This window comes from Paraburkholderia rhizosphaerae (assembly GCF_004366595.1).
Classification (GTDB): domain Bacteria; phylum Pseudomonadota; class Gammaproteobacteria; order Burkholderiales; family Burkholderiaceae; genus Paraburkholderia; species Paraburkholderia rhizosphaerae.
The window spans coordinates 23984-41527 of the sequence record NZ_SORE01000006.1 but is presented as its reverse complement, the minus strand read 5'-3'; the positions used below and the strand labels follow the sequence as shown (position 1 = coordinate 41527).

Sequence of the window (17544 nt, the reverse complement as noted above, 5' to 3'; positions counted from 1 at the left end):
ACCGGAACGGCGCAAAACCCGCTGGAACCGCTTGCAGCAGGCGTTTAGCGGCGACTCGACTGCTCAAAACGTTGGCAAAAACCAACGCTAAAGTGTGTCGAAACCCGGCCAGGAACCCGAATACAGCGCTATTGGAGCGCAATTTGCCGGTTTCCATGCTGGATCGGGCAAAGCGCGGTGTAATTCTTCGAAACCCTTGTCCTGATTGGGTTTGCGCTGAGCTATCATAGCAAGCGCCGCGAGGGAAGCGGCAGCACGGTGTTCGATGCAGTGCGGCAGCGCGCTGCTTAGGTCGGGGAATTCCCAAGCCGTCGCTGCTCGACGGCGCGGCGCGCGCACGTATAATCGGCGCGTTCGCGCTGTTCGTGTCAACCTAAACCAGAAAGGAACCTTAATGAACAAACAGGAACTGATCGACGCCGTCGCAGGACAGACGGGCGCCAGCAAGGCTCAAACCGGCGAAACGCTGGACACGCTCCTCGAAGTAATCAAGAAGGCAGTGTCGAAGGGTGACTCAGTTCAGTTGATCGGCTTCGGCAGCTTCGGTTCGGGCAAGCGCGCAGCACGTACGGGCCGCAACCCGAAGACCGGCGAAACTATCAAGATTCCGGCCGCCAAGACGGTCAAGTTCACTGCCGGTAAGGCATTCAAGGACGCAGTCAACAAGCGTTAAGCGAATAACATTCAGCTTCGCTTCATTTGTTGACACCCGCCGCTCGGCGGGTTTTTTTTCGCCTGCGATTTTGCTGACCGATTGGTTTCTGACCGAAGGGGTTTCTGACTGATCGGCGATGCCGATCGGTGGGTGATCTGCTGCGTTGACAAGCGACATCGGCTGGCATTCAGCCAACCGAAGCAATCATCGGATTCATCGTCACACGCTGCCGGGATTAGTGCGGATGGCGATGCACGATTTCGCCTTCGCCATGATCGTCATCATGATCATGGCTGTGATCGTGTGCTTCGTCGTCGTCGTCGAAATTCGCATCCCAGCACGGGAATGGATCGGTGAACTGGCGCCAGCCGTCCGGGCCCAGTGCGTATTCGTCATCGGTCAGCAGGCACGCGTCGAACTTCGCCTGCCAGTGCGCCGGATCAATGCCGACGCCGATCATCACCAGTTCCTGGCGGCGATCGCCAATGGTCGTATCGTCCAGGTCGCCGTGCCAGTCGGCGACAATCTCGTCCATCAACTCGTCGTCGCCGTCCGGCCATTCACTGCGATCCTGCGCCGCCCACCAGGTGCCGGCCGGTCCATGCCGGCACGCACCGCCCGCTTGCGACAACATGCCGCCCATATCGTTGCGCGTCGCGAGCCAGAAAAATCCCTTGGTACGTAGGATACCTTGCCATTCTTCATGCATCAGCGTCCACAGCCGTTCAGGATGAAACGGTCGGCGCGCGCGATAAATGAAATGGCCGATTCCATATTGGTCCGCTTCGCCTGCGTGGTCGTGATCGTGATGCAACGATGCAAGCCAGCCCGGCGCGTTCGACGCGCTGTCGAAGTCGAAGCGCTTCGTGTCGATTACTTCGTGAAGCGGCACCTCGCCGAAGCGGCTCACTATTTGCACAGCACGCGGATTGATCTGCGCGAGGATGCTTTGCAGCTTCGCAAGTTCGTCGGTGCTGACAAGATCCGACTTGTTCACGACCAGCACGTCGCAAAACTCGATCTGATCGATCAGCAACTCGACGAGCGTGCGATCGTCTTCTTCGGATGCCGCGATACCTCGCTCAGCGAGTCCATCCGCGCACGCGTAGTCGCGCAGGAAATTGAATGCGTCGACAACGGTGACCATTGTGTCGAGCCGCGCGACGTCGGCAAGGGAGGCGCCGTCGTCGTCGACGAACGTGAAGGTTTCGGCAATCGGCATCGGTTCGGCGACGCCGGTCGATTCGATCAGGATTGCATCGAATCGTTGTTGCGCCGCAAGACGGCGGATCTCGGCAAGCAGGTCGTCGCGCAGCGTGCAGCAGATGCAGCCATTCGACATCTCGACGAGTTGTTCCTCGACGTGCGACAGTTCAGCGGCATCGCGCACCAGCGTCGCATCGATATTGACCGCGGCCAGGTCGTTGACGATCACGGCCACGCGCAACCCGGCGCGGTTCGCGAGAATGTGATTGAGGAGCGTGGTCTTGCCGGCGCCCAGAAAACCCGAGAGCACGGTGACGGGCAGTAGCGGCTGGTTCATTGCAATACAGAAAACGTGAGCGGAAAACCGAAGTATCGGTCAGGAAGCGGGTGTGTGGCCGGAATTTTGGGGGGCCAAGCCGGCGCGTACCCGTCCAGCTTCGCGGATAACGCGTGATGTGCGGGGTGTTGGCCGTCGCGGGCGTTTCGGCGGAAAGTGGCGCAAACGGCGCAAAAAGCGCAAACGACGCAAAAAGCTCAAACAGCCAACCCGCGCGGCCACTGCGCCGCAACCGCGCTGCGAAGCCGCATTGTGCATCAAATAACGGGATTTCGTCGCTTCGGTTAGAATGCGCGCAGCGTTCGTTCAGGTTCTACTGCTCATCCCGCTTAACCCCGGTCATTTCGACGGCGGCATCAGTTTCCACTTCTGCAAAATCGCGACGATCTGCCGCGCGTACTGATCGCGCAGCGTAGGCGTTTCCGAATGATAGGCGCCGACCGCCTGCCAGGTATTGCCGTACTTGTTCATTTTCTGGCGCAGATGCCAGGCGGCGATGTAGACGTTCTTGCACGGCTCCATCAGCGTCCCGCTCGAAATGCCGTACTGCGCGAGCGCCGGCAGATGCACCGAGTTGATCTGCATCACGCCGTAGTCGGTCGAACCGTTCGCGTTCTTGTGGAGCGCATCAGGGCGGTTATGCGATTCCTGCCATGCAATCGCCCTGAGGATCAGCGGGTTCACCTTCTGATACTGGGCCGCCTCGTCGAAGCAGTCCGCCCGTGCGTTGCCGGCCGCGAGGAGCACGGCGAGGGCGGCGGTAACGGTCAGAAATGTCGGCTTCATCGGGCAATAGCAGAGCAAACGGCAACCAGTTAAGGGCAATCGGACGAATGGACCAGCAACGGTACAAACAGCAGACTGACAACGACGATCAAGATGACTAAGCAAAACAAAATTCGAAAGTAAAGACGGTGCGCGAGCTCACAAAAAATGCCAGGCACGTCGGCAATCGAGCGCGCCATCGGGGAAAACCCGCTCTAGCCAGGCGTCTTCATCGGATCGAACCGCCCGTATCATACCGGCAGTCCGTGGCGCGTCAATGTGGCCCGACGGACATATACCGTGCGAACCGTGGCGTCCGTGTGTCATTGCGCACGCAACGAGGCTTAGGGCTTTCAAATCCTTACGAAGCCGGTAGCCGCCAGAGAGTCTTACGGAACTACTGAGTTTTGTGACATTTCCGACACGAAAAGCTGTTACTGTTCCTGCTTTTCCGAATACCGGACCGCCGGCGCCCGAGTGGCCATCGAGCCCCATCGAGTGTGCCAGCCGACGACGGGGACGATGTCCTACCGGGGTATTCGCTGCGAACAGTCGGCGCGATGCGCCGGCATTCATTTCAGATCCATGAGAAGAAACCGTTTTGTATTGCGTCGCTCGGCAACGGCGCTGGTAGTGGCTGGTCTGTTCGCCGCGCAAGTTGCGCACGCGCAGGTCACGCTCAACTTTGTCAATGCCGACATCGATCAGGTAGCCAGGGCGATTGGCGCCGCGACGGGCAAAACCATCATCGTTGACCCGCGTGTCAAGGGTCAGCTCAATCTGGTGTCGGAGAATCCGGTCCCGGAGGACCAGGCGCTCAAGACCTTGCAATCAGCATTGCGGATGCAGGGCTTTGCGCTGGTTCAGGATCACGGCGTGCTGAAGGTCGTGCCGGAAGCGGATGCAAAGCTGCAAGGCGTGCCGACGTACATCGGCAATACGCCGACCGCGCGCGGCGACCAGGTGATCACGCAGGTTTTCGAACTGAAGAACGAATCGGCGAACAATCTGCTGCCGATCCTTCGGCCGCTGATCTCGCCGAACAATACGATTGCCGCTTATCCGGCCAACAACACGCTGGTTGTCACCGACTACGCGGACAATGTGCGGCGCATCGCGCAGATCATCGCGGGCGTCGACACGGCGGCCGGACAGCAGGTCGTGGTCGTGCCGCTGAAGAATGCGAATGCACTCGATACCGCGCAGCAGCTTTCGAAAGCGCTCGATCCGGGCGCGATCGGCAGTACCGACGCGACGCTGAAAGTGTCGGTGTCCGCCGATGCGCGCACCAATTCGCTGTTGCTGCGCGCCTCGAACGTCGCGCGGCTCAATGCGGCGAAGGCGCTGGCGAAGCAACTCGACGCGCCGACCACCGAGCCGGGCAATATGCACGTCGTGCCGTTGCGCAACGCCGATGCGGTCAAGCTCGCGAAGACGTTGCGCGGCATGATGGGCAAAGGGGGCGATAGCTCCTCCGGTGGTGGCGCAGGCGGCGGCGCGAATTCGTTCAGCCAGGGTCAGGGCGGCGGCAGCAGTTCGACCGGAACGTCGGGGACGCCGCCGTTGCCGGGTGGGTCGTCGAGTTCGTTCGGCAGCTCTTCGATGAGCGGCGGCAGCTCGTTTGGCGGCGGCGGCAGTTCGTTTGGTGGCGGCGGGGGCGGCGGTGCCGGCGGCGGCGCGGCGTTTCTCGGCGGCGACAAGGATGGCGAAGAGGACAATCCGGCGGGCGGCATGATCCAGGCCGACGCCGCGACGAATTCGCTGATCATCACCGCGTCGGACCCGGTGTACCGGAATCTGCGCTCGGTGATCGCTCAGCTCGATGCGCGCCGCACGCAGGTGTACATCGAAGCGCTAATCGTCGAGTTGAACTCGACCACCAGCGCCAATCTCGGCATTCAGTGGCAAGTGGCGAACAATGCGGTTTTCGGCGGCACGAATTTCGGGCCGAACAGCATTATCAATCTGACCGCCGCTGCGGCCGCCGGCACGCCTCCCGGTCTCGCCGCGGCACTTGCCGGTCAGGGCATCCAGCAGGGCCTGAACGTCGGCTGGATCCACAACATTTTCGGTGTGCAGGGGCTCGGCGCGCTGCTGCAGGCGCTCGCGACGAATCAGGACGCGAACGTGCTGTCGACGCCTAACCTGATTACACTGGACAATGAGGAAGCGAAGATTGTCGTCGGCACGAACGTGCCGATCACGACCGGTTCGTTCTCGAACCTGACGAGCGGCAACACGTCGAACGCATTCAACACTTTCGACCGCGTCGATGTCGGCATCGTGCTGCACGTGAAGCCGCAAATCACCGATGGCGGCATTCTGAAGCTGCAGCTTTACACGGAAGACTCAGCGATCGTGGCGGGCACGAACAACGCGGCGACCAATCCGGCGGGTCCGGAGTTCACCAAGCGCTCGGTGCAGTCGACGGTGCTTTGCGACAATGGCGAAATTATCGTGCTGGGCGGCCTGATGCAGGATAACTACGGGACCAGCAACAGCAAGGTGCCGCTGCTCGGCGACATTCCGTGGCTTGGACAGTTGTTCCGTTCGGAGCAGAAGAACCGTACAAAGACGAACCTGATGGTATTCCTGCGGCCTGTCATCCTCGCCGACAACGCCACTACTCAGGCGGTGACGTCGAACCGCTACGACTATGTTCAGGGCGTACTGGGCGCGTACCGGTCGGACAACAACCTGATCAAGGATAAGGACGACCCGGTGATGCCGCCGATGCCGCTTGGTCCTAGCCAGGGCGCATCGCCGGCGCTGAATCTGTTCAATCTGGACCAGATGCGGCGTCAGCAGCAGATGGGGGTGCCCGCTCCCGTCGCACCGGCTCCCGCACAGGTCCCGGCTCCGGCACAGGCCCCTGCCCCGATGCAGGCGCAGCCCTATCCGGACCAGTCGCAGGTTCGTGCTCCGGCGCAAAGTCCGTATCAGGCTCAGGTTCCGGCCCAAGCTCCGTACCCGAGCCTGGCCCCGGCGCAAGCGCCCTACCCGAACCAGGCCCCAGCCCCGATTCCGGTGCCTGCGCCCGCCCAAATGCCGGCCCCGGCGCAAATTCCTGCGCCCTCGATCAACGCAGCGCCGGCCATTGAGTCTCCGGGAGCGCATCCGTGAATCAGGTGCTCGCACAGGCAGCGGATCCTCGTTCGGGCGGCGACCCTGCCAGCGAGCGCGGCAGCCTGCCGGCCACCGGCGAACGCGCGGCGCCGTCGCCGCTCGCGGCGCGGCTTGTGCCGTACAGCTTTGCCAGGGCGGGTCAGATCCTCGTTGCGCACCAGCATGCTGACGGCATCGAAGTGTGGATCAGCGAGCGCACCAGCGATGCGGCACTTGCTGAAGTCGCACGCAATCTGGGCGTGCTGACGGTCGTGCGGATGCCTGCCGATGAGCTCGCGCAGGCGATCAACGCAGCGTATTCACGCCAGGATGGCAGCGCGGCGCAGGTGGTCGGTGAAGTGGAAGGTGAAGTCGATCTGTCGCGGCTGATGCAGGACATTCCTGAAGTCGAGGACCTGCTTGAGTCCGAAGACGACGCGCCGATCATCCGGATGATTAACGCGCTGCTCACGCAGGCAGCCCGCGAGCAGGCTTCGGATATTCACATCGAGCCGTTCGAGAACGCATCGGTTGTGCGCTTTCGCGTCGACGGCACGCTGCGCGATGTCGTGCGGCCAAAGAAGGCGCTGCACGGCGCGCTGATCTCGCGGATCAAGATCATGGCGCAGCTCGATATCGCGGAGAAACGTTTGCCGCAGGACGGGCGCATTACGCTGCGCGTCGGCGGCCGACCGGTCGACGTGCGGGTATCGACGCTGCCGACGGGCCACGGCGAACGCGCGGTGCTGCGTCTGCTGGAAAAAGATGCGCAGCGGCTGAACCTCGAAGCGCTCGGTATGGCGCAGGACACGCTTGGCCAGTTCGACAAGCTGATCGCACGTCCGCACGGCATCGTGCTGGTGACCGGCCCGACCGGTTCCGGCAAGACCACGACGCTGTATGCATCGATGTCGCGTCTCGAGACCGCGACTACCAACATCATGACCGTCGAGGACCCGATCGAATACGACCTGGGCGGCATCGGCCAGACGCAGGTCAACGAGCGGATCGGCATGACCTTCGCTCGGGCGCTGCGCTCGATCCTGCGTCAGGACCCGGACGTGATCATGATCGGCGAAATCCGCGACCTGGAAACCGCGCAGATCGCGGTGCAGGCATCGCTGACCGGTCACCTGGTGCTCGCGACGCTGCACACGAACGATGCAGCCTCAGCGGTCACGCGTCTGACCGATATGGGCGTCGAGCCGTATCTGCTCGCCTCTTCCCTGCTCGGCGTGCTCGCGCAGCGCCTCGTGCGTCGCCTGTGCCCGGTCTGCAAGGAAGAACGCGAAGAAGACGGCCACAAGCAATGGCACCCGGTCGGCTGCGACAAGTGTGGGCACTCGGGTTATGCAGGACGGCGCGGCGTCTATGAACTGTTGCTTGTCGACGAATCGATTCGCACGCTGATCCACCGCAATGCGGCCGACGCCGAAATTCTCGAGGCCGGGCGCAAGCAGGGGATGCGCACGTTGCGCGAGGACGGCGATCGCTGGCTCGCGAGCGGCCTCACGTCGCTTGAAGAAGTGATTCGCGTGACGGGCGGAGCGTAATCGAATGCCTGCTTTCCGGTTTGAAGCGATCGACGCCGCGGGCAAGGCGCAAAAAGGCGTGCTCGATGCGGACAGCGCGCGTGGCGCGCGCAGCCAGCTGCGCACGCAGGGACTGACGCCGCTTGTCGTCGAGCCGGCGGCGACGCGCACGCGCGGCGAACGCAGCCAGCGTTTGTCGCTAGGCCGTAAGCTGTCGCAGCGCGAGCAGGCGATCCTCACGCGCCAGCTCGCGAGTCTGCTGATCGCAGGCCTGCCGCTCGACGAAGCACTGGCCGTACTCACCGAGCAATCGGAGCGCGACTATATCCGCGAACTGATGGCCGCGATCCGCGCCGAAGTGCTCGGCGGCCACTCGCTCGCGAACGCGCTGTCGCAGCATCCGAAGGACTTTCCGGACATCTACCGCGCGCTGGTGGCGGCTGGCGAACACACCGGCAAACTCGGCCTGGTGCTGTCGCGTCTGGCGGACTACATCGAGCAGCGCAACGCGCTGAAGCAGAAAATCGTGCTCGCATTCACGTACCCGACGATCGTCACGATCATCGCGTTCGGCATCGTCACGTTTCTGCTGAGCTATGTGGTGCCGCAGGTGGTCAACGTGTTTGCGAGCACGAAGCAGCAACTGCCCATTTTGACGGTCGTGATGATGGCGTTGTCCGGCTTCGTCCGCAGCTACTGGTGGGCGATGCTGATCGGCGTTGCGGTCGTCGTGTTCGTGGTGCGCGCGATTCTCAAACAGCCCGGCCCGCGGCTCGCGTTCGACCGGTGGCTACTGGGCGCGCCGTTGCTCGGCAAGCTTGTGCGCGGCTATAACACCGTTCGTTTTGCGAGCACGCTCGGCATTCTGACCGCGGCTGGCGTGCCGATTCTGCGCGCGTTGCAAGCGGCTGGCGAAACGCTCAGCAATCGCGCGATGCGCATCAATATCGACGACGCGATCGTGCGCGTGCGTGAAGGCACGTCGCTGTCGCGCGCGCTTGGCAATACGAAGACATTTCCACCGGTCCTCGTGCACCTGATCCGCTCAGGCGAAGCAACCGGCGACGTGACGACGATGCTCGATCGCGCATCGGAAGGCGAATCGCGCGAGCTCGAGCGGCGCACGATGTTTCTGACGAGCCTGCTCGAACCGCTGCTGATTCTCGCGATGGGCGGCGTGGTGCTGGTCATCGTGCTGGCGGTGATGATGCCGATTATCGAGCTGAACAACCTGGTGCAATAAGCGTGCAGTGCACGCGCGGCGTTCAGCCCGACGGTAGAAGTGCTTAGCGCACGTAGATGGTAGGACCGGGTGCGTTGGCTGGCAGGAACACTTCCGAATGTGCGCCATTGCGATCGATGATGATCGAGCGCGCACGCACTTCGGAGAGTTTCGCGCCTTCCATGATCGCGCTGCCCAGCGATACCGCATGCGGCGGTTCGCCGCCGACGCTGATGATCGCGGCGGCGCCTTCGCTCAGCGCGAGGATGCCGTAAAGCCGCACATCCTGATTGACGGTGCGCGTGAGCTGGCCGCCGAATAGCGTCGCCGCCTGCTCGACCGACACCGGCGCACGCGCGGCGGCGGCGGGCACGGTGGCACCGCGATGTGACGTCAGCGTGACGAACCAGTACGTGGCCGTCGCGCAGAACGCGGCGAAGCACACGAGCGAAAGGAGGCGAATTTGAAGGGCAGTCATGCGCGACATTGTACGGATAAATGTGAAACTTGCGATGGATCGAAGCCAGTCGAGCGCATCACATTAGAATGACCGGCCGCGCCCTGAAAGCGCGCCGGAAGCGAATCGCGCAAAACGCATCGCACCGCGTACGACGCGCACGATGCACAACGGTAGCGACGCCGGACCGATCGACAATTTATTGAAACGAGGTAGGAAATGATGCAAATGTGGACGAATCGCCGCACGGAAATCGCGGGTGCCCGCGCCCGTCGTCAACGGGGGTTCACGCTGATCGAAATCATGGTCGTGATCGCGATTCTCGGCATTCTCGCCGCGCTGATCGTGCCGAAGATCATGAGCCGGCCGGACGAAGCGCGCCGCGTTGCCGCGAAGCAGGACATCGGCACGATGATGCAGGCGTTGAAGCTCTATCGTCTGGACAACGGCCGCTATCCGACGCAGGAGCAAGGGCTGCGCGCGCTGGTCGAAAAGCCGAGCACCGACCCAGTGCCGAACAACTGGAAGGATGGCGGCTACCTTGAGCGTCTGCCGAACGATCCGTGGGGCAATCAGTATCAGTATCTGAACCCCGGCGTGCACGGCGAAATCGATGTCTTCAGTTATGGCGCCGACGGCAAGGCGGGCGGCGAAGGCAACGACGCCGACGTCGGTTCGTGGCAGTGACAGACGCTGGATCCGTCATCCATCGGTAGTTAAGGCTTTTTGCACCATGCATTTGCTCCCCTGCCCGTCCTTCGAGCTTCGCCGCGCGCATGCGCGGCGTCAGCGCGGCTTTACGCTGCTCGAGATGCTGGTCGTGCTGGTGATCGCGGGTTTGCTGGTGTCGCTTGCATCGCTGTCGTTGTCGCGCAATCCGCGCACCGATCTGAACGAGGAAGCGCAGCGTCTGGCGCTGTTGTTCGAGTCGGCCGGTGACGAAGCGCAGGTGCGGGCGCGGCCGATCGCATGGATGCCGGCCGAAAACGGCTTTCGTTTCGATATCCGAACCGACGACGGTTGGCGCCCGCTGCGCGACGATCTGCTCGGTCCGCGAAACTGGGAAGGCGGTGTGACCGGTGTGTCGATCGATTATCCGGGCTCGTCGGATTCTGGTACGCAGCGCGACCGTGTGCTATTCGGCACCGAGAGCATCGATACGCCGGTCAGCGTGACGCTTCATTCGGCCGCGGGCAGCGCGACGATCGTCGGCACCGGCAACGGCCGCTACGAGGTGCGTTGATGACGCGGCGCGTCGGGTTTTGCAGCAATCGTCCGGCGCGCGCGCCCGCGGCGCGCCGCCAATCGGGTGGCCAGTCATGCGGTCGGGCACGTCATCTGTCGAAGGGTTTCACGATGATCGAAGTGCTGGTCGCGCTCGCGATCATCGCGGTCGCGCTCGCTGCGTCGCTGCGTGCGGTCGGCAGCCTCGCGAATGGCGAAGCGGATCTGCACCGGCGGCTGCTAGCCGGCTGGAGCGCCGACAACACGCTCGCGCAGTTGCGGCTCACGCATGCGTGGCCCGAAGTCGGTTCGCAAAGTTTCGATTGTTCGCAGGGCAACCTGCAGTTGATTTGCACTGAACACGTAACGGCAACGCCGAATCCGGTGTTTCGGCGCGTCGAGGTGTCGGTGACGATGCCGGGACACCCCGGCATGCTCGCGCAAATGGTGACGGTGGTCCCGAATGAATCCAGCCGTCCTCTGTAAACGCGGCGCGAAGCGTGACGTTGTACGTGACGCTCAACGCCGCACGCAGCGTCGGCGGACTGCGCATGGTTTCACGCTGATCGAGCTGCTGGTTGCGATCGCGATTCTCGCGGTGATCGCGGTGCTGTCGTGGCGTGGACTCGACGAGATCATCCGCAGCCGGCAGATCATCACCAACGCGATGGAAGACGAGCGCGTGTTCGCGCAACTGTTCGATCAGATGCGCATCGACGCGCGCCAGGCCGCGAGCGAGGACGAAGTGGGCCAGCCGTCGGTATCGGTTGCGACCAGCGGGCTGCAGATCGTGCGCGAGCTGTATACGCCGGGCGCCGCGCCGCGGCTGCAAGTGGTGCGCTATCGCGTGTCCGAAGGACATGTGACGCGCTACGCATCGCCGCCGCTCAGGAACCTGGGTGAAGTGCGGCGCGCGCTGTCCGGCGACGAGAACAGCAACTGGAGCGCGGTGCCCTTGATGTCCGGCGTTGGCATGATTACCGCGCGCGTGTTTGTGCCGAAGGTCGGTTGGACGACGCAGATGAAGGATGTGCAATCCGCGATGAGCGACAGCCTGAACAACCTGAAGGTACCGCAGCTCGGCAATGCGCCGATTCCGCGCGCGGTGACCGGGCTCGAGGTGAGCATCGGCGCGGCTTCGTTGAAGCGGCCGGTGACGCGGGTTTTCCTGGTCGGAGAGTGACACGCGTGAAAGCCTGCCTGCCGAACCCTCGTTACTTGCGCCGGAAGCCACTGCCGGCGTCGCGCGCGCTGCTGTGCCAGCAACATGCGCGCGCGCGGCAAAGGACGTCCGTGGCGCATCGATCGCGCGAATCCGGCGCCGCGATCATCAGCGCGCTGCTGGTCGTCGCGCTATCGGCGATTCTCGTGTCGGGCATTCTTTGGCGGCAGCAGGTGCAGGTACGGCGCATCGAGAACCAGCGGCTGCTTGCGCAGGCGCAGTGGGTCGGCCGCGGCGCGCTCGACTGGACGCGGCTGATCTTGCGTTCGGAAGGCGATACGTCGGCGGGTATCACCTATCTCGGGGGCGTCTGGGGCGTGCCGATTGCGAAAACGCGCCTGTCCGATTTTCTCGGACAGATCGGCGCGACGCACTCCGGCGAAGGCGCGGAGACGTACCTGTCCGGCTCGATCGAAGATGCGCAGGCGAAGTTCAACTTGCGCAATCTTGTATCCACCACCGCGCCCGGCGCGCTGCAGCTGAATTTGCAGGCGATCGAATCGTTCCAGCGGCTGCTCGGCTTTCTCGGCCTGAATGGCCAGCTTGCGAAGAACGCCGCGCTGCAAGTGCGCAAGAGCCTGTTGCACTCGGCCACGCGTTTTCAGACGTCGAACCCGGCAAACGCGCCAATTGCAGCCAGCGGTCCGGTCGTCAGTGGCGGCGGCGGGGGTGATGGCAGCGAGATGACCGACAACCCGGGGCTGTCCGATACCAACGACAACACCGGCGTATCGCCGCTGCAAATGACCAGCGTCGATTCGCTACTCGACGTGCCGGGCTTCACGCCCGAGATCGTTCAGCGCTTGCGCCCGTTTGTCACGGTGCTGCCGACCGTCACCGCAGTCAACATGAATACCGCTCCCGCCGAAGTGATCGCCGCGATCGTACCGGGTCTGAGCGTGGCGAGCGCCCAATCGCTGGTCGCGCGCCGCGAAACGGTGTTCTTTCACAACGTCGCCGATGTGCAGCTTGCGCTGGGCGGCGCCGGTGTGCAGAACCTCGTGTTCGATCCGAGTCAGATGGACGTGAATTCGAGCTATTTCGTCGTGCATGGGCGTGTGCAACACGAACGCGCCGAAGTGGATCGTACAACGCTCGTCTATCGCGACGCATTGACTCATACGACGCGTATCGTACGGGAGCGGGACACACTATGAATAACGCCTTTCCCAAAGAGAGTGGGCCTTGAGCACGCTGATCGTTCTACTACCGCCGCGTGATCCGGCGGTGCCGTCGCAGGAATGGCAACTGCCGGAGATGCCGTTTCTGCTGCTCGACAAGTCGGGGCACACGATGCGCGCCGGCCAGGCGTCGCTCGCGCTGCTGCCGCGCGCGTCGTCGACGGTGCTGATGGTCGCCGCGCGCGACCTGCTGATGATGGCGGCCACCGTGCCTGCGCTGAAAGGGCCGCGGCTGCGCCAGGCGCTGCCGAACGTCGTCGAAGACCATCTGATCCAGGACCCACAGACCTGTCATATCGCGATCGACGCGCAACCGCTCGCCGACGGCCGGAGGCTGCTCGCGATCATCGATCGCGGCTGGTTCCGTTTTATTCACGAAGGATTTGTTGCGGCTGGCCACCGGAATCTGCGTGCGGTGCCGGTGACGTCGTGTTTGCCGCGGCCGGACGCTGAAGCGGCGCCGGTCGATGCGCTAAGCGAAGCGATGTCCGAAGCGCACGCCGACATCGGTAACGCCGCTGCTACCGGTGCGGCTTCCGAGGCTGGATCAACGGGCGACGCCGCGACCACCGCTGACGAAACGTCTGCGCGGTCGACGTCGCACGGGCCGATCGTGGCCGCGTTGCTCGGTGAGGCGGTTCAGACCGCGCCGGCGGTGCTGCTTGGCGACGTGCCGCAGGAAGCGCCGTCGCCGCGCGTCGAACTGGCGATTGCCCGCGGGCGCATCGGCGAGGGTCTCGCGGTGCCCGCATCCGCGGTCGACGCGACGCTTGCCGCGCTGTCTGGCGACGCGCCGCTGACGGTCTATATGCTCACCGCGGTGCCGGGAAGCGAACCGCATGCGAAGCCGATTGCTGCGCCAGGGCAACCCGATGCGCAGCCTTTGACGTTCGACACGCTGGCGCAGCGCGCTTTGCAATGCCGCTTCGATTTGTGTCAGTTCGAATTCGTGTCGCAGCCGTGGCGTCTCGATCGCGCGACGCTGCGGCGCCTGCGCGCGCCGATCGCGCTGGTTGCCGCGGCGGCGCTGGTCGCCATCGTCGGCGCGAACGTGCAGTGGCTGATGCTCGCACGCGAACGCGACACGCTGAACTCGCAGATGACCGAGGCGCTGCTCAACGCGTTCCCGAAGACAACCGTCGTGCTCGACGCGCCCGGCCAGATGTCGCGGCAATTACAGCAGCTGCGCGTCGCGGCAGGCGAACTGTCGCCGGAAGATTTTCTGTCGCTCGCGGACGGCCTCGCGCGCTCGCTTGGACCGCTGCCGGTCAACGGGCTGGCCGCGCTCGATTACCAGAACCACCGCCTCGACGTGACGTTCAAGCCGCAAGTGAAGGTCGATCCGGACTTTACGCAGCGTCTCGCGCGCAATGGCCTCTCCGGCGCGGTGGATAGCAATACTGGCAAGTGGACCATCAGGAGCGGACAATGAAAGAACAACTGCTCGAGGCATGGGCCGGCTTCTGGGGCGCGCGCACCACACGCGAAAAATCGATCCTCACGTGGGGCAGCGTGGTGCTCGCCATCGTGATCGCGTGGTCGGTGCTGTGGTCCCCCGCGCAGGAAGGCCGCGCGCATCTGCTCGAAACGCTGCCCGGCATGCAGCGTCAGCTCGCGCAAATGACCGCGCAACAGAACGAAGCACGCGCGCTGACAGGCGTTGCACAAGGCGTTGCGCCGACCGGCGGCGCGTTGAAAGATGCGCTGACCGCTTCGTTGAGCGATCACGGACTGAACCCGATCCAGGTGCAGGTGATCGGCAATGCGGTGCAAATCCAGCTGAAGAACGCGTCGTTTCCTTCGTGGACCGCGTGGCTCGACGATGTGCGCCGCCAGTTCAAGGTGCAGGTGTCCGAAGCGCATGTGACCGCGCTGAAGGAAGACGGTCAGGTCGACCTGACCGCATCGCTGCAGCCGGCGACCATCAAGTGACTCCCCGCGGATAGAACCTGTGATGAATGTCTGGATGCGGCGCATCGGCGCCGCGTTGCCGTGGGTGATCGTCGCGTTTGTGTCGTGCGGCGCGGTGTTGCTCGCCAGGCTGCCGGCTGCATGGATTACGCCGCAGTTCGCGAAGGCAACGCATGGACACGTGAACCTGGTCGAGCCCGATGGGTCGCTGTGGCAGGGCTCCGCGGTGCTGATGCTGGCGGCGGGTCCTGATGGCGGCGGCGCGACGCTGCTGCCTGGGCGCATCGAGTGGCGCACGTCGTTCTGGCCGCTGTTTGCCGGCCGCGTGCAGATGCAGATGCGTCAGACCGATGCGATGCCCGATGCGATTCAGGTCGACGTGACACGCCGCGGCGCGGTGATGACCGCGGGGCAGATAGCGGTGCCGGCGTCACTGCTCGCAGGGCTCGGCGCGCCGTTCAATACGCTGAATCTGCAAGGCGACGTGCGAGTCGCGTGGACCGACTGGCGCAGCTTTGGACGCGAAGCGTTCGGGCAACTCGCGGTGCAGCTCAACGATATGAGTTCGAGTGTGTCGCGCGTGAAGCCGCTTGGGTCGTATCGCGTGGTGATTCAGGCGGAAGGAGCGGCCGCGACGGTTGATCTGTCGACGTTAAAGGGGCCGTTGCTGCTCAATGGACATGGGTCGTTGGGTGGCGGGTCGACGTCGTTTCAGGGCACGGCGAGCGCGACGCCGGAATCGCTCGACAACCTTGCCGGCTTGTTGAACCTGCTTGGCGCGCCGACTGGACAGGGCACGGTTGCGCTGAATTTTGCGCATTGACGCGGTGTAGTGGTTCGCGCGATCGGCGCTGGTCGATGTCTCGATGTCTCGATGTCGGGGCAAGCGCGCGTCGTGCCGGGCGAACGCTCTCGCACGTGGAAGGCGCCCGCTACGGGCCTACGATAACTACTCGTTGCGCGCGTCCTCAGGTGCGGCGGGCTTCTGCGCGACCGGCTGACCGCTCTTCGATCCAGCAACGCTTCGCGCCGGCTGCGCCGTTGTTGCCGCGACCGTCGCCCTACTCGCTGCCGCCCGCGGCGCCGATGCAGCCTCCGCCGGCACTGGCGCCGGCGCCGCCATTCCGCCGGTTTCACGATCCATTTGCGCGACATCCCAGCCGCCGCCGAGCGCCTTCACAAGCCCGACCGACGACACCATCCGCTGCCCCGCGATGCTCGACAGCTTCTGCTCCGCGGTGAACGCGGTGGTTTGCGCGGTCAGCACGTTTAAAAAGTCGACGGTGCCGGATTTGTACTGATTGGTGACGATATCGAGCGCCTGCTGCGCGGACTGCACCGCCTGCTGTTGAACGACGATTTCCTTGCCGAGGATACGCAGCGACGCGAGATTGTCTTCGACGTCCTGGAACGCGGCGAGCACCGTCAGACGGTAAGCGGCGACGTCCTGGTCATAGGTAGCGCGCGCCGCGTCGGTCTGCGCGCTGCGCAAGCCGAAGTCGAACAGCGTCGCCGCGAGCTGCGGTCCCACGGTCCAGAAGCGCGACGGCGCGGTTAGCAGTTGCGAAAACACCGAGCTTTCGAATCCGCCGGTCGCGGTAAGCGTCACGGTCGGAAAGTACGCGGCAATCGCGACGCCGATCTGCTCGTTCGCCGCCGCTGCCTTGCGCTCGGCGGACGCGATATCGGGCCGCCGCTCGAGCAGCGCTGACGGCAGTTGCGCCGGCACATCGGGCGGCGTCGCATCGAGCGGCGCCTGCGGCAGCGAGAAGGTCGACGCCGGTTGGCCGATCAGCACCGCAATCGCGTGCTCGTTCTGCGCGCGCGCCACACCGTTGTCGATTGCCGCGGCTTGCGCCGATTGCAGCTGCGTCTGTGCCTGGATCACGTCGGAGCGTGCGGCGACGCCCTGCGCATAGCGGTTTTGCGTCAGTTGCAGTGACTTCTCGAACGAGACGACAGTGTCATCGAGCAGCTTTTGCTGCGCATCGAGCGAGCGCAGCGTGAAGTAGGTTTGCGCGAGCGTCCCCTGTGCGGACAGACGCGCGTTGGCGAGATCGGCTGCGGCGCCCTGCTGCCCGGCTTTCTGCGCGGCGACGGTGCGGCTTACCTGACCCCACAGGTCCGGCTCCCATGTGGCGTCGGCGGACAGCCTGAAGCTGTTGGTAATCGCACCCGACGAGCCGACTGATCCCGAGCCGGTGACAAACCCTCCGCTGCGTGATGGCGACTGTTGCCGTTCGCCGTTACCGCTCAGCGTGACCAGCGGGAAATACGCGGAGCGTGCTTCGGCGACGAGTGCGCGCGCCTGCCGGTACGCGGCGGCGAACTGCGCGATCGTCTGGTTCGATGCGTTGAGCTTGTCCTCGAGTTCGTTCAGTTGCGGATCGTTATAGATGGTCCACCACGGCCCTCGATCCTGCTGGTCGGACGGCTGCGCGACCTTCCAGCCTTCCGCGGCTTCCTTGAACGACGCGGGAATCTCGGTCGTCGGCCGCTTGTAGTCGGGCCCGACCGCGCAGCCGGTTAGCATCGCGAACAGTGCCGCGGCGACGGCGATCGTCGTGACGCGGGGTGCGGCGGCGCGGCGGCGCGAGGTGAAATCAGACTGCATGCAAATGAATTCCTGTCGATTCAGCCGGTGGAGAGTGCACAACACTCCGGCGGTTCTCGCGTGGTCGCTGCGTGATGGTGAACGAATGTGTGAGCGACGCCGCAACATGGACA

The 17544-nt window shown here is 64.0% G+C and carries 16 protein-coding genes; 12 read left to right on the top strand and 4 right to left on the bottom strand.

Annotated features, from left to right (window positions below; genetic code table 11):
* Positions 1–394: 394 nt before the first annotated feature.
* Positions 395–673: an HU family DNA-binding protein gene (locus BX592_RS09530; RefSeq protein ID WP_018441348.1), complete on the top strand. Its 279-nt coding sequence runs from the start codon at positions 395–397 to the stop codon at positions 671–673.
* A 217-nt stretch (positions 674–890) separates the two neighbouring features.
* Here the strand turns inward: BX592_RS09530 and BX592_RS09525 are convergent, their stop codons facing one another.
* Positions 891–2198 (bottom strand): GTP-binding protein, encoded by a 1308-nt coding sequence (locus tag BX592_RS09525; RefSeq protein ID WP_134191465.1) that lies wholly within the window; start codon positions 2196–2198, stop codon positions 891–893.
* A 339-nt stretch (positions 2199–2537) separates the two neighbouring features.
* A complete protein-coding gene (locus BX592_RS09520; RefSeq protein WP_134191463.1) occupies positions 2538–2984 on the bottom strand; it encodes a lytic transglycosylase domain-containing protein in 447 nt (148 codons plus the stop codon).
* 564 nt (positions 2985–3548) lie between these two features.
* On the opposite strand from BX592_RS09520, the gene gspD reads away from it, so the two are divergent.
* The 3 genes from gspD (at position 3549) to gspF (ending at position 8843) form a co-directional block, all read left to right on the top strand.
* A complete protein-coding gene (gspD, locus tag BX592_RS09515; RefSeq protein WP_243849443.1) occupies positions 3549–6086 on the top strand; it encodes a type II secretion system secretin GspD in 2538 nt (845 codons plus the stop codon).
* A gap of 65 nt (positions 6087–6151) precedes the next feature.
* Positions 6152–7621, top strand: coding sequence for a type II secretion system ATPase GspE (gspE, locus tag BX592_RS09510; protein WP_134191767.1), 1470 nt, complete (start codon positions 6152–6154; stop codon positions 7619–7621).
* Positions 7622–7625: 4 nt separating this feature from the next.
* Positions 7626–8843, top strand: a complete 1218-nt coding sequence (gene gspF, locus BX592_RS09505; RefSeq protein ID WP_134191461.1) for a type II secretion system inner membrane protein GspF — start codon at positions 7626–7628, stop codon at positions 8841–8843.
* A gap of 43 nt (positions 8844–8886) precedes the next feature.
* Here gspF and BX592_RS09500 read toward each other — a convergent pair whose 3' ends face one another.
* Positions 8887–9300 (bottom strand): type II secretion system protein N, encoded by a 414-nt coding sequence (locus BX592_RS09500; RefSeq protein WP_134191459.1) that lies wholly within the window; start codon positions 9298–9300, stop codon positions 8887–8889.
* A 201-nt stretch (positions 9301–9501) separates the two neighbouring features.
* Here BX592_RS09500 and gspG point away from each other — a divergent pair, with 201 nt between their 5' ends.
* The 8 genes from gspG to BX592_RS09460 all read left to right on the top strand — a co-directional run bounded on the left by gspG (position 9502) and on the right by BX592_RS09460 (position 15640).
* The gene (gene gspG / locus BX592_RS09495; RefSeq protein WP_134191766.1) at positions 9502–9966 is read left to right on the top strand and encodes a type II secretion system major pseudopilin GspG; all 465 of its coding nucleotides are present in this window, start codon (positions 9502–9504) and stop codon (positions 9964–9966) included.
* A 46-nt stretch (positions 9967–10012) separates the two neighbouring features.
* Positions 10013–10522 (top strand): GspH/FimT family pseudopilin, encoded by a 510-nt coding sequence (locus tag BX592_RS09490; protein WP_134191457.1) that lies wholly within the window; start codon positions 10013–10015, stop codon positions 10520–10522.
* Entirely contained in the window at positions 10522–10989 is a 468-nt protein-coding gene (gene gspI, locus BX592_RS09485; RefSeq protein WP_134191455.1) for a type II secretion system minor pseudopilin GspI, read from the top strand. The genes BX592_RS09490 and gspI overlap by 1 nt, the downstream gene beginning before the upstream one ends.
* Entirely contained in the window at positions 10967–11686 is a 720-nt protein-coding gene (locus BX592_RS09480) for a PulJ/GspJ family protein (RefSeq protein ID WP_134191453.1), read from the top strand. Before gspI ends, BX592_RS09480 begins: the two co-directional genes overlap by 23 nt.
* A gap of 71 nt (positions 11687–11757) precedes the next feature.
* Positions 11758–12882: a type II secretion system minor pseudopilin GspK gene (gspK, locus tag BX592_RS09475; protein ID WP_377681658.1), complete on the top strand. Its 1125-nt coding sequence runs from the start codon at positions 11758–11760 to the stop codon at positions 12880–12882.
* Between the two features lie 28 nt (positions 12883–12910).
* Entirely contained in the window at positions 12911–14338 is a 1428-nt protein-coding gene (gspL, locus tag BX592_RS09470) for a type II secretion system protein GspL (RefSeq protein ID WP_134191449.1), read from the top strand.
* Positions 14335–14838: a type II secretion system protein M gene (locus tag BX592_RS09465; protein WP_134191448.1), complete on the top strand. Its 504-nt coding sequence runs from the start codon at positions 14335–14337 to the stop codon at positions 14836–14838. Before gspL ends, BX592_RS09465 begins: the two co-directional genes overlap by 4 nt.
* A gap of 22 nt (positions 14839–14860) precedes the next feature.
* Positions 14861–15640, top strand: coding sequence for a type II secretion system protein N (locus tag BX592_RS09460; RefSeq protein WP_134191446.1), 780 nt, complete (start codon positions 14861–14863; stop codon positions 15638–15640).
* Positions 15641–15766: 126 nt separating this feature from the next.
* Here the strand turns inward: BX592_RS09460 and BX592_RS09455 are convergent, their stop codons facing one another.
* Positions 15767–17431: an efflux transporter outer membrane subunit gene (locus tag BX592_RS09455; RefSeq protein WP_134191444.1), complete on the bottom strand. Its 1665-nt coding sequence runs from the start codon at positions 17429–17431 to the stop codon at positions 15767–15769.
* Positions 17432–17544 lie beyond the last annotated feature (113 nt).

What these genes read in the sequence shown, in the direction of transcription:
- BX592_RS09525 (WP_134191465.1), bottom strand. Translation starts at nt 2,198, where the DNA reads ATGAACCAGCCGCTACTGCCCGTCACCGTGCTCTCGGGTTTTCTGGGC.
- BX592_RS09465 (WP_134191448.1), top strand. Translation starts at nt 14,335, where the DNA reads ATGAAAGAACAACTGCTCGAGGCATGGGCCGGCTTCTGGGGCGCGCGC.
- BX592_RS09530 (WP_018441348.1), top strand. Translation starts at nt 395, where the DNA reads ATGAACAAACAGGAACTGATCGACGCCGTCGCAGGACAGACGGGCGCC.
- BX592_RS09500 (WP_134191459.1), bottom strand. Translation starts at nt 9,300, where the DNA reads ATGACTGCCCTTCAAATTCGCCTCCTTTCGCTCGTGTGCTTCGCCGCG.
- gspG (WP_134191766.1), top strand. Translation starts at nt 9,502, where the DNA reads ATGCAAATGTGGACGAATCGCCGCACGGAAATCGCGGGTGCCCGCGCC.
- gspF (WP_134191461.1), top strand. Translation starts at nt 7,626, where the DNA reads ATGCCTGCTTTCCGGTTTGAAGCGATCGACGCCGCGGGCAAGGCGCAA.
- gspD (WP_243849443.1), top strand. Translation starts at nt 3,549, where the DNA reads ATGAGAAGAAACCGTTTTGTATTGCGTCGCTCGGCAACGGCGCTGGTA.
- BX592_RS09490 (WP_134191457.1), top strand. Translation starts at nt 10,013, where the DNA reads ATGCATTTGCTCCCCTGCCCGTCCTTCGAGCTTCGCCGCGCGCATGCG.
- BX592_RS09480 (WP_134191453.1), top strand. Translation starts at nt 10,967, where the DNA reads ATGAATCCAGCCGTCCTCTGTAAACGCGGCGCGAAGCGTGACGTTGTA.
- gspI (WP_134191455.1), top strand. Translation starts at nt 10,522, where the DNA reads ATGACGCGGCGCGTCGGGTTTTGCAGCAATCGTCCGGCGCGCGCGCCC.
- BX592_RS09520 (WP_134191463.1), bottom strand. Translation starts at nt 2,984, where the DNA reads ATGAAGCCGACATTTCTGACCGTTACCGCCGCCCTCGCCGTGCTCCTC.
- BX592_RS09455 (WP_134191444.1), bottom strand. Translation starts at nt 17,431, where the DNA reads ATGCAGTCTGATTTCACCTCGCGCCGCCGCGCCGCCGCACCCCGCGTC.
- BX592_RS09460 (WP_134191446.1), top strand. Translation starts at nt 14,861, where the DNA reads ATGAATGTCTGGATGCGGCGCATCGGCGCCGCGTTGCCGTGGGTGATC.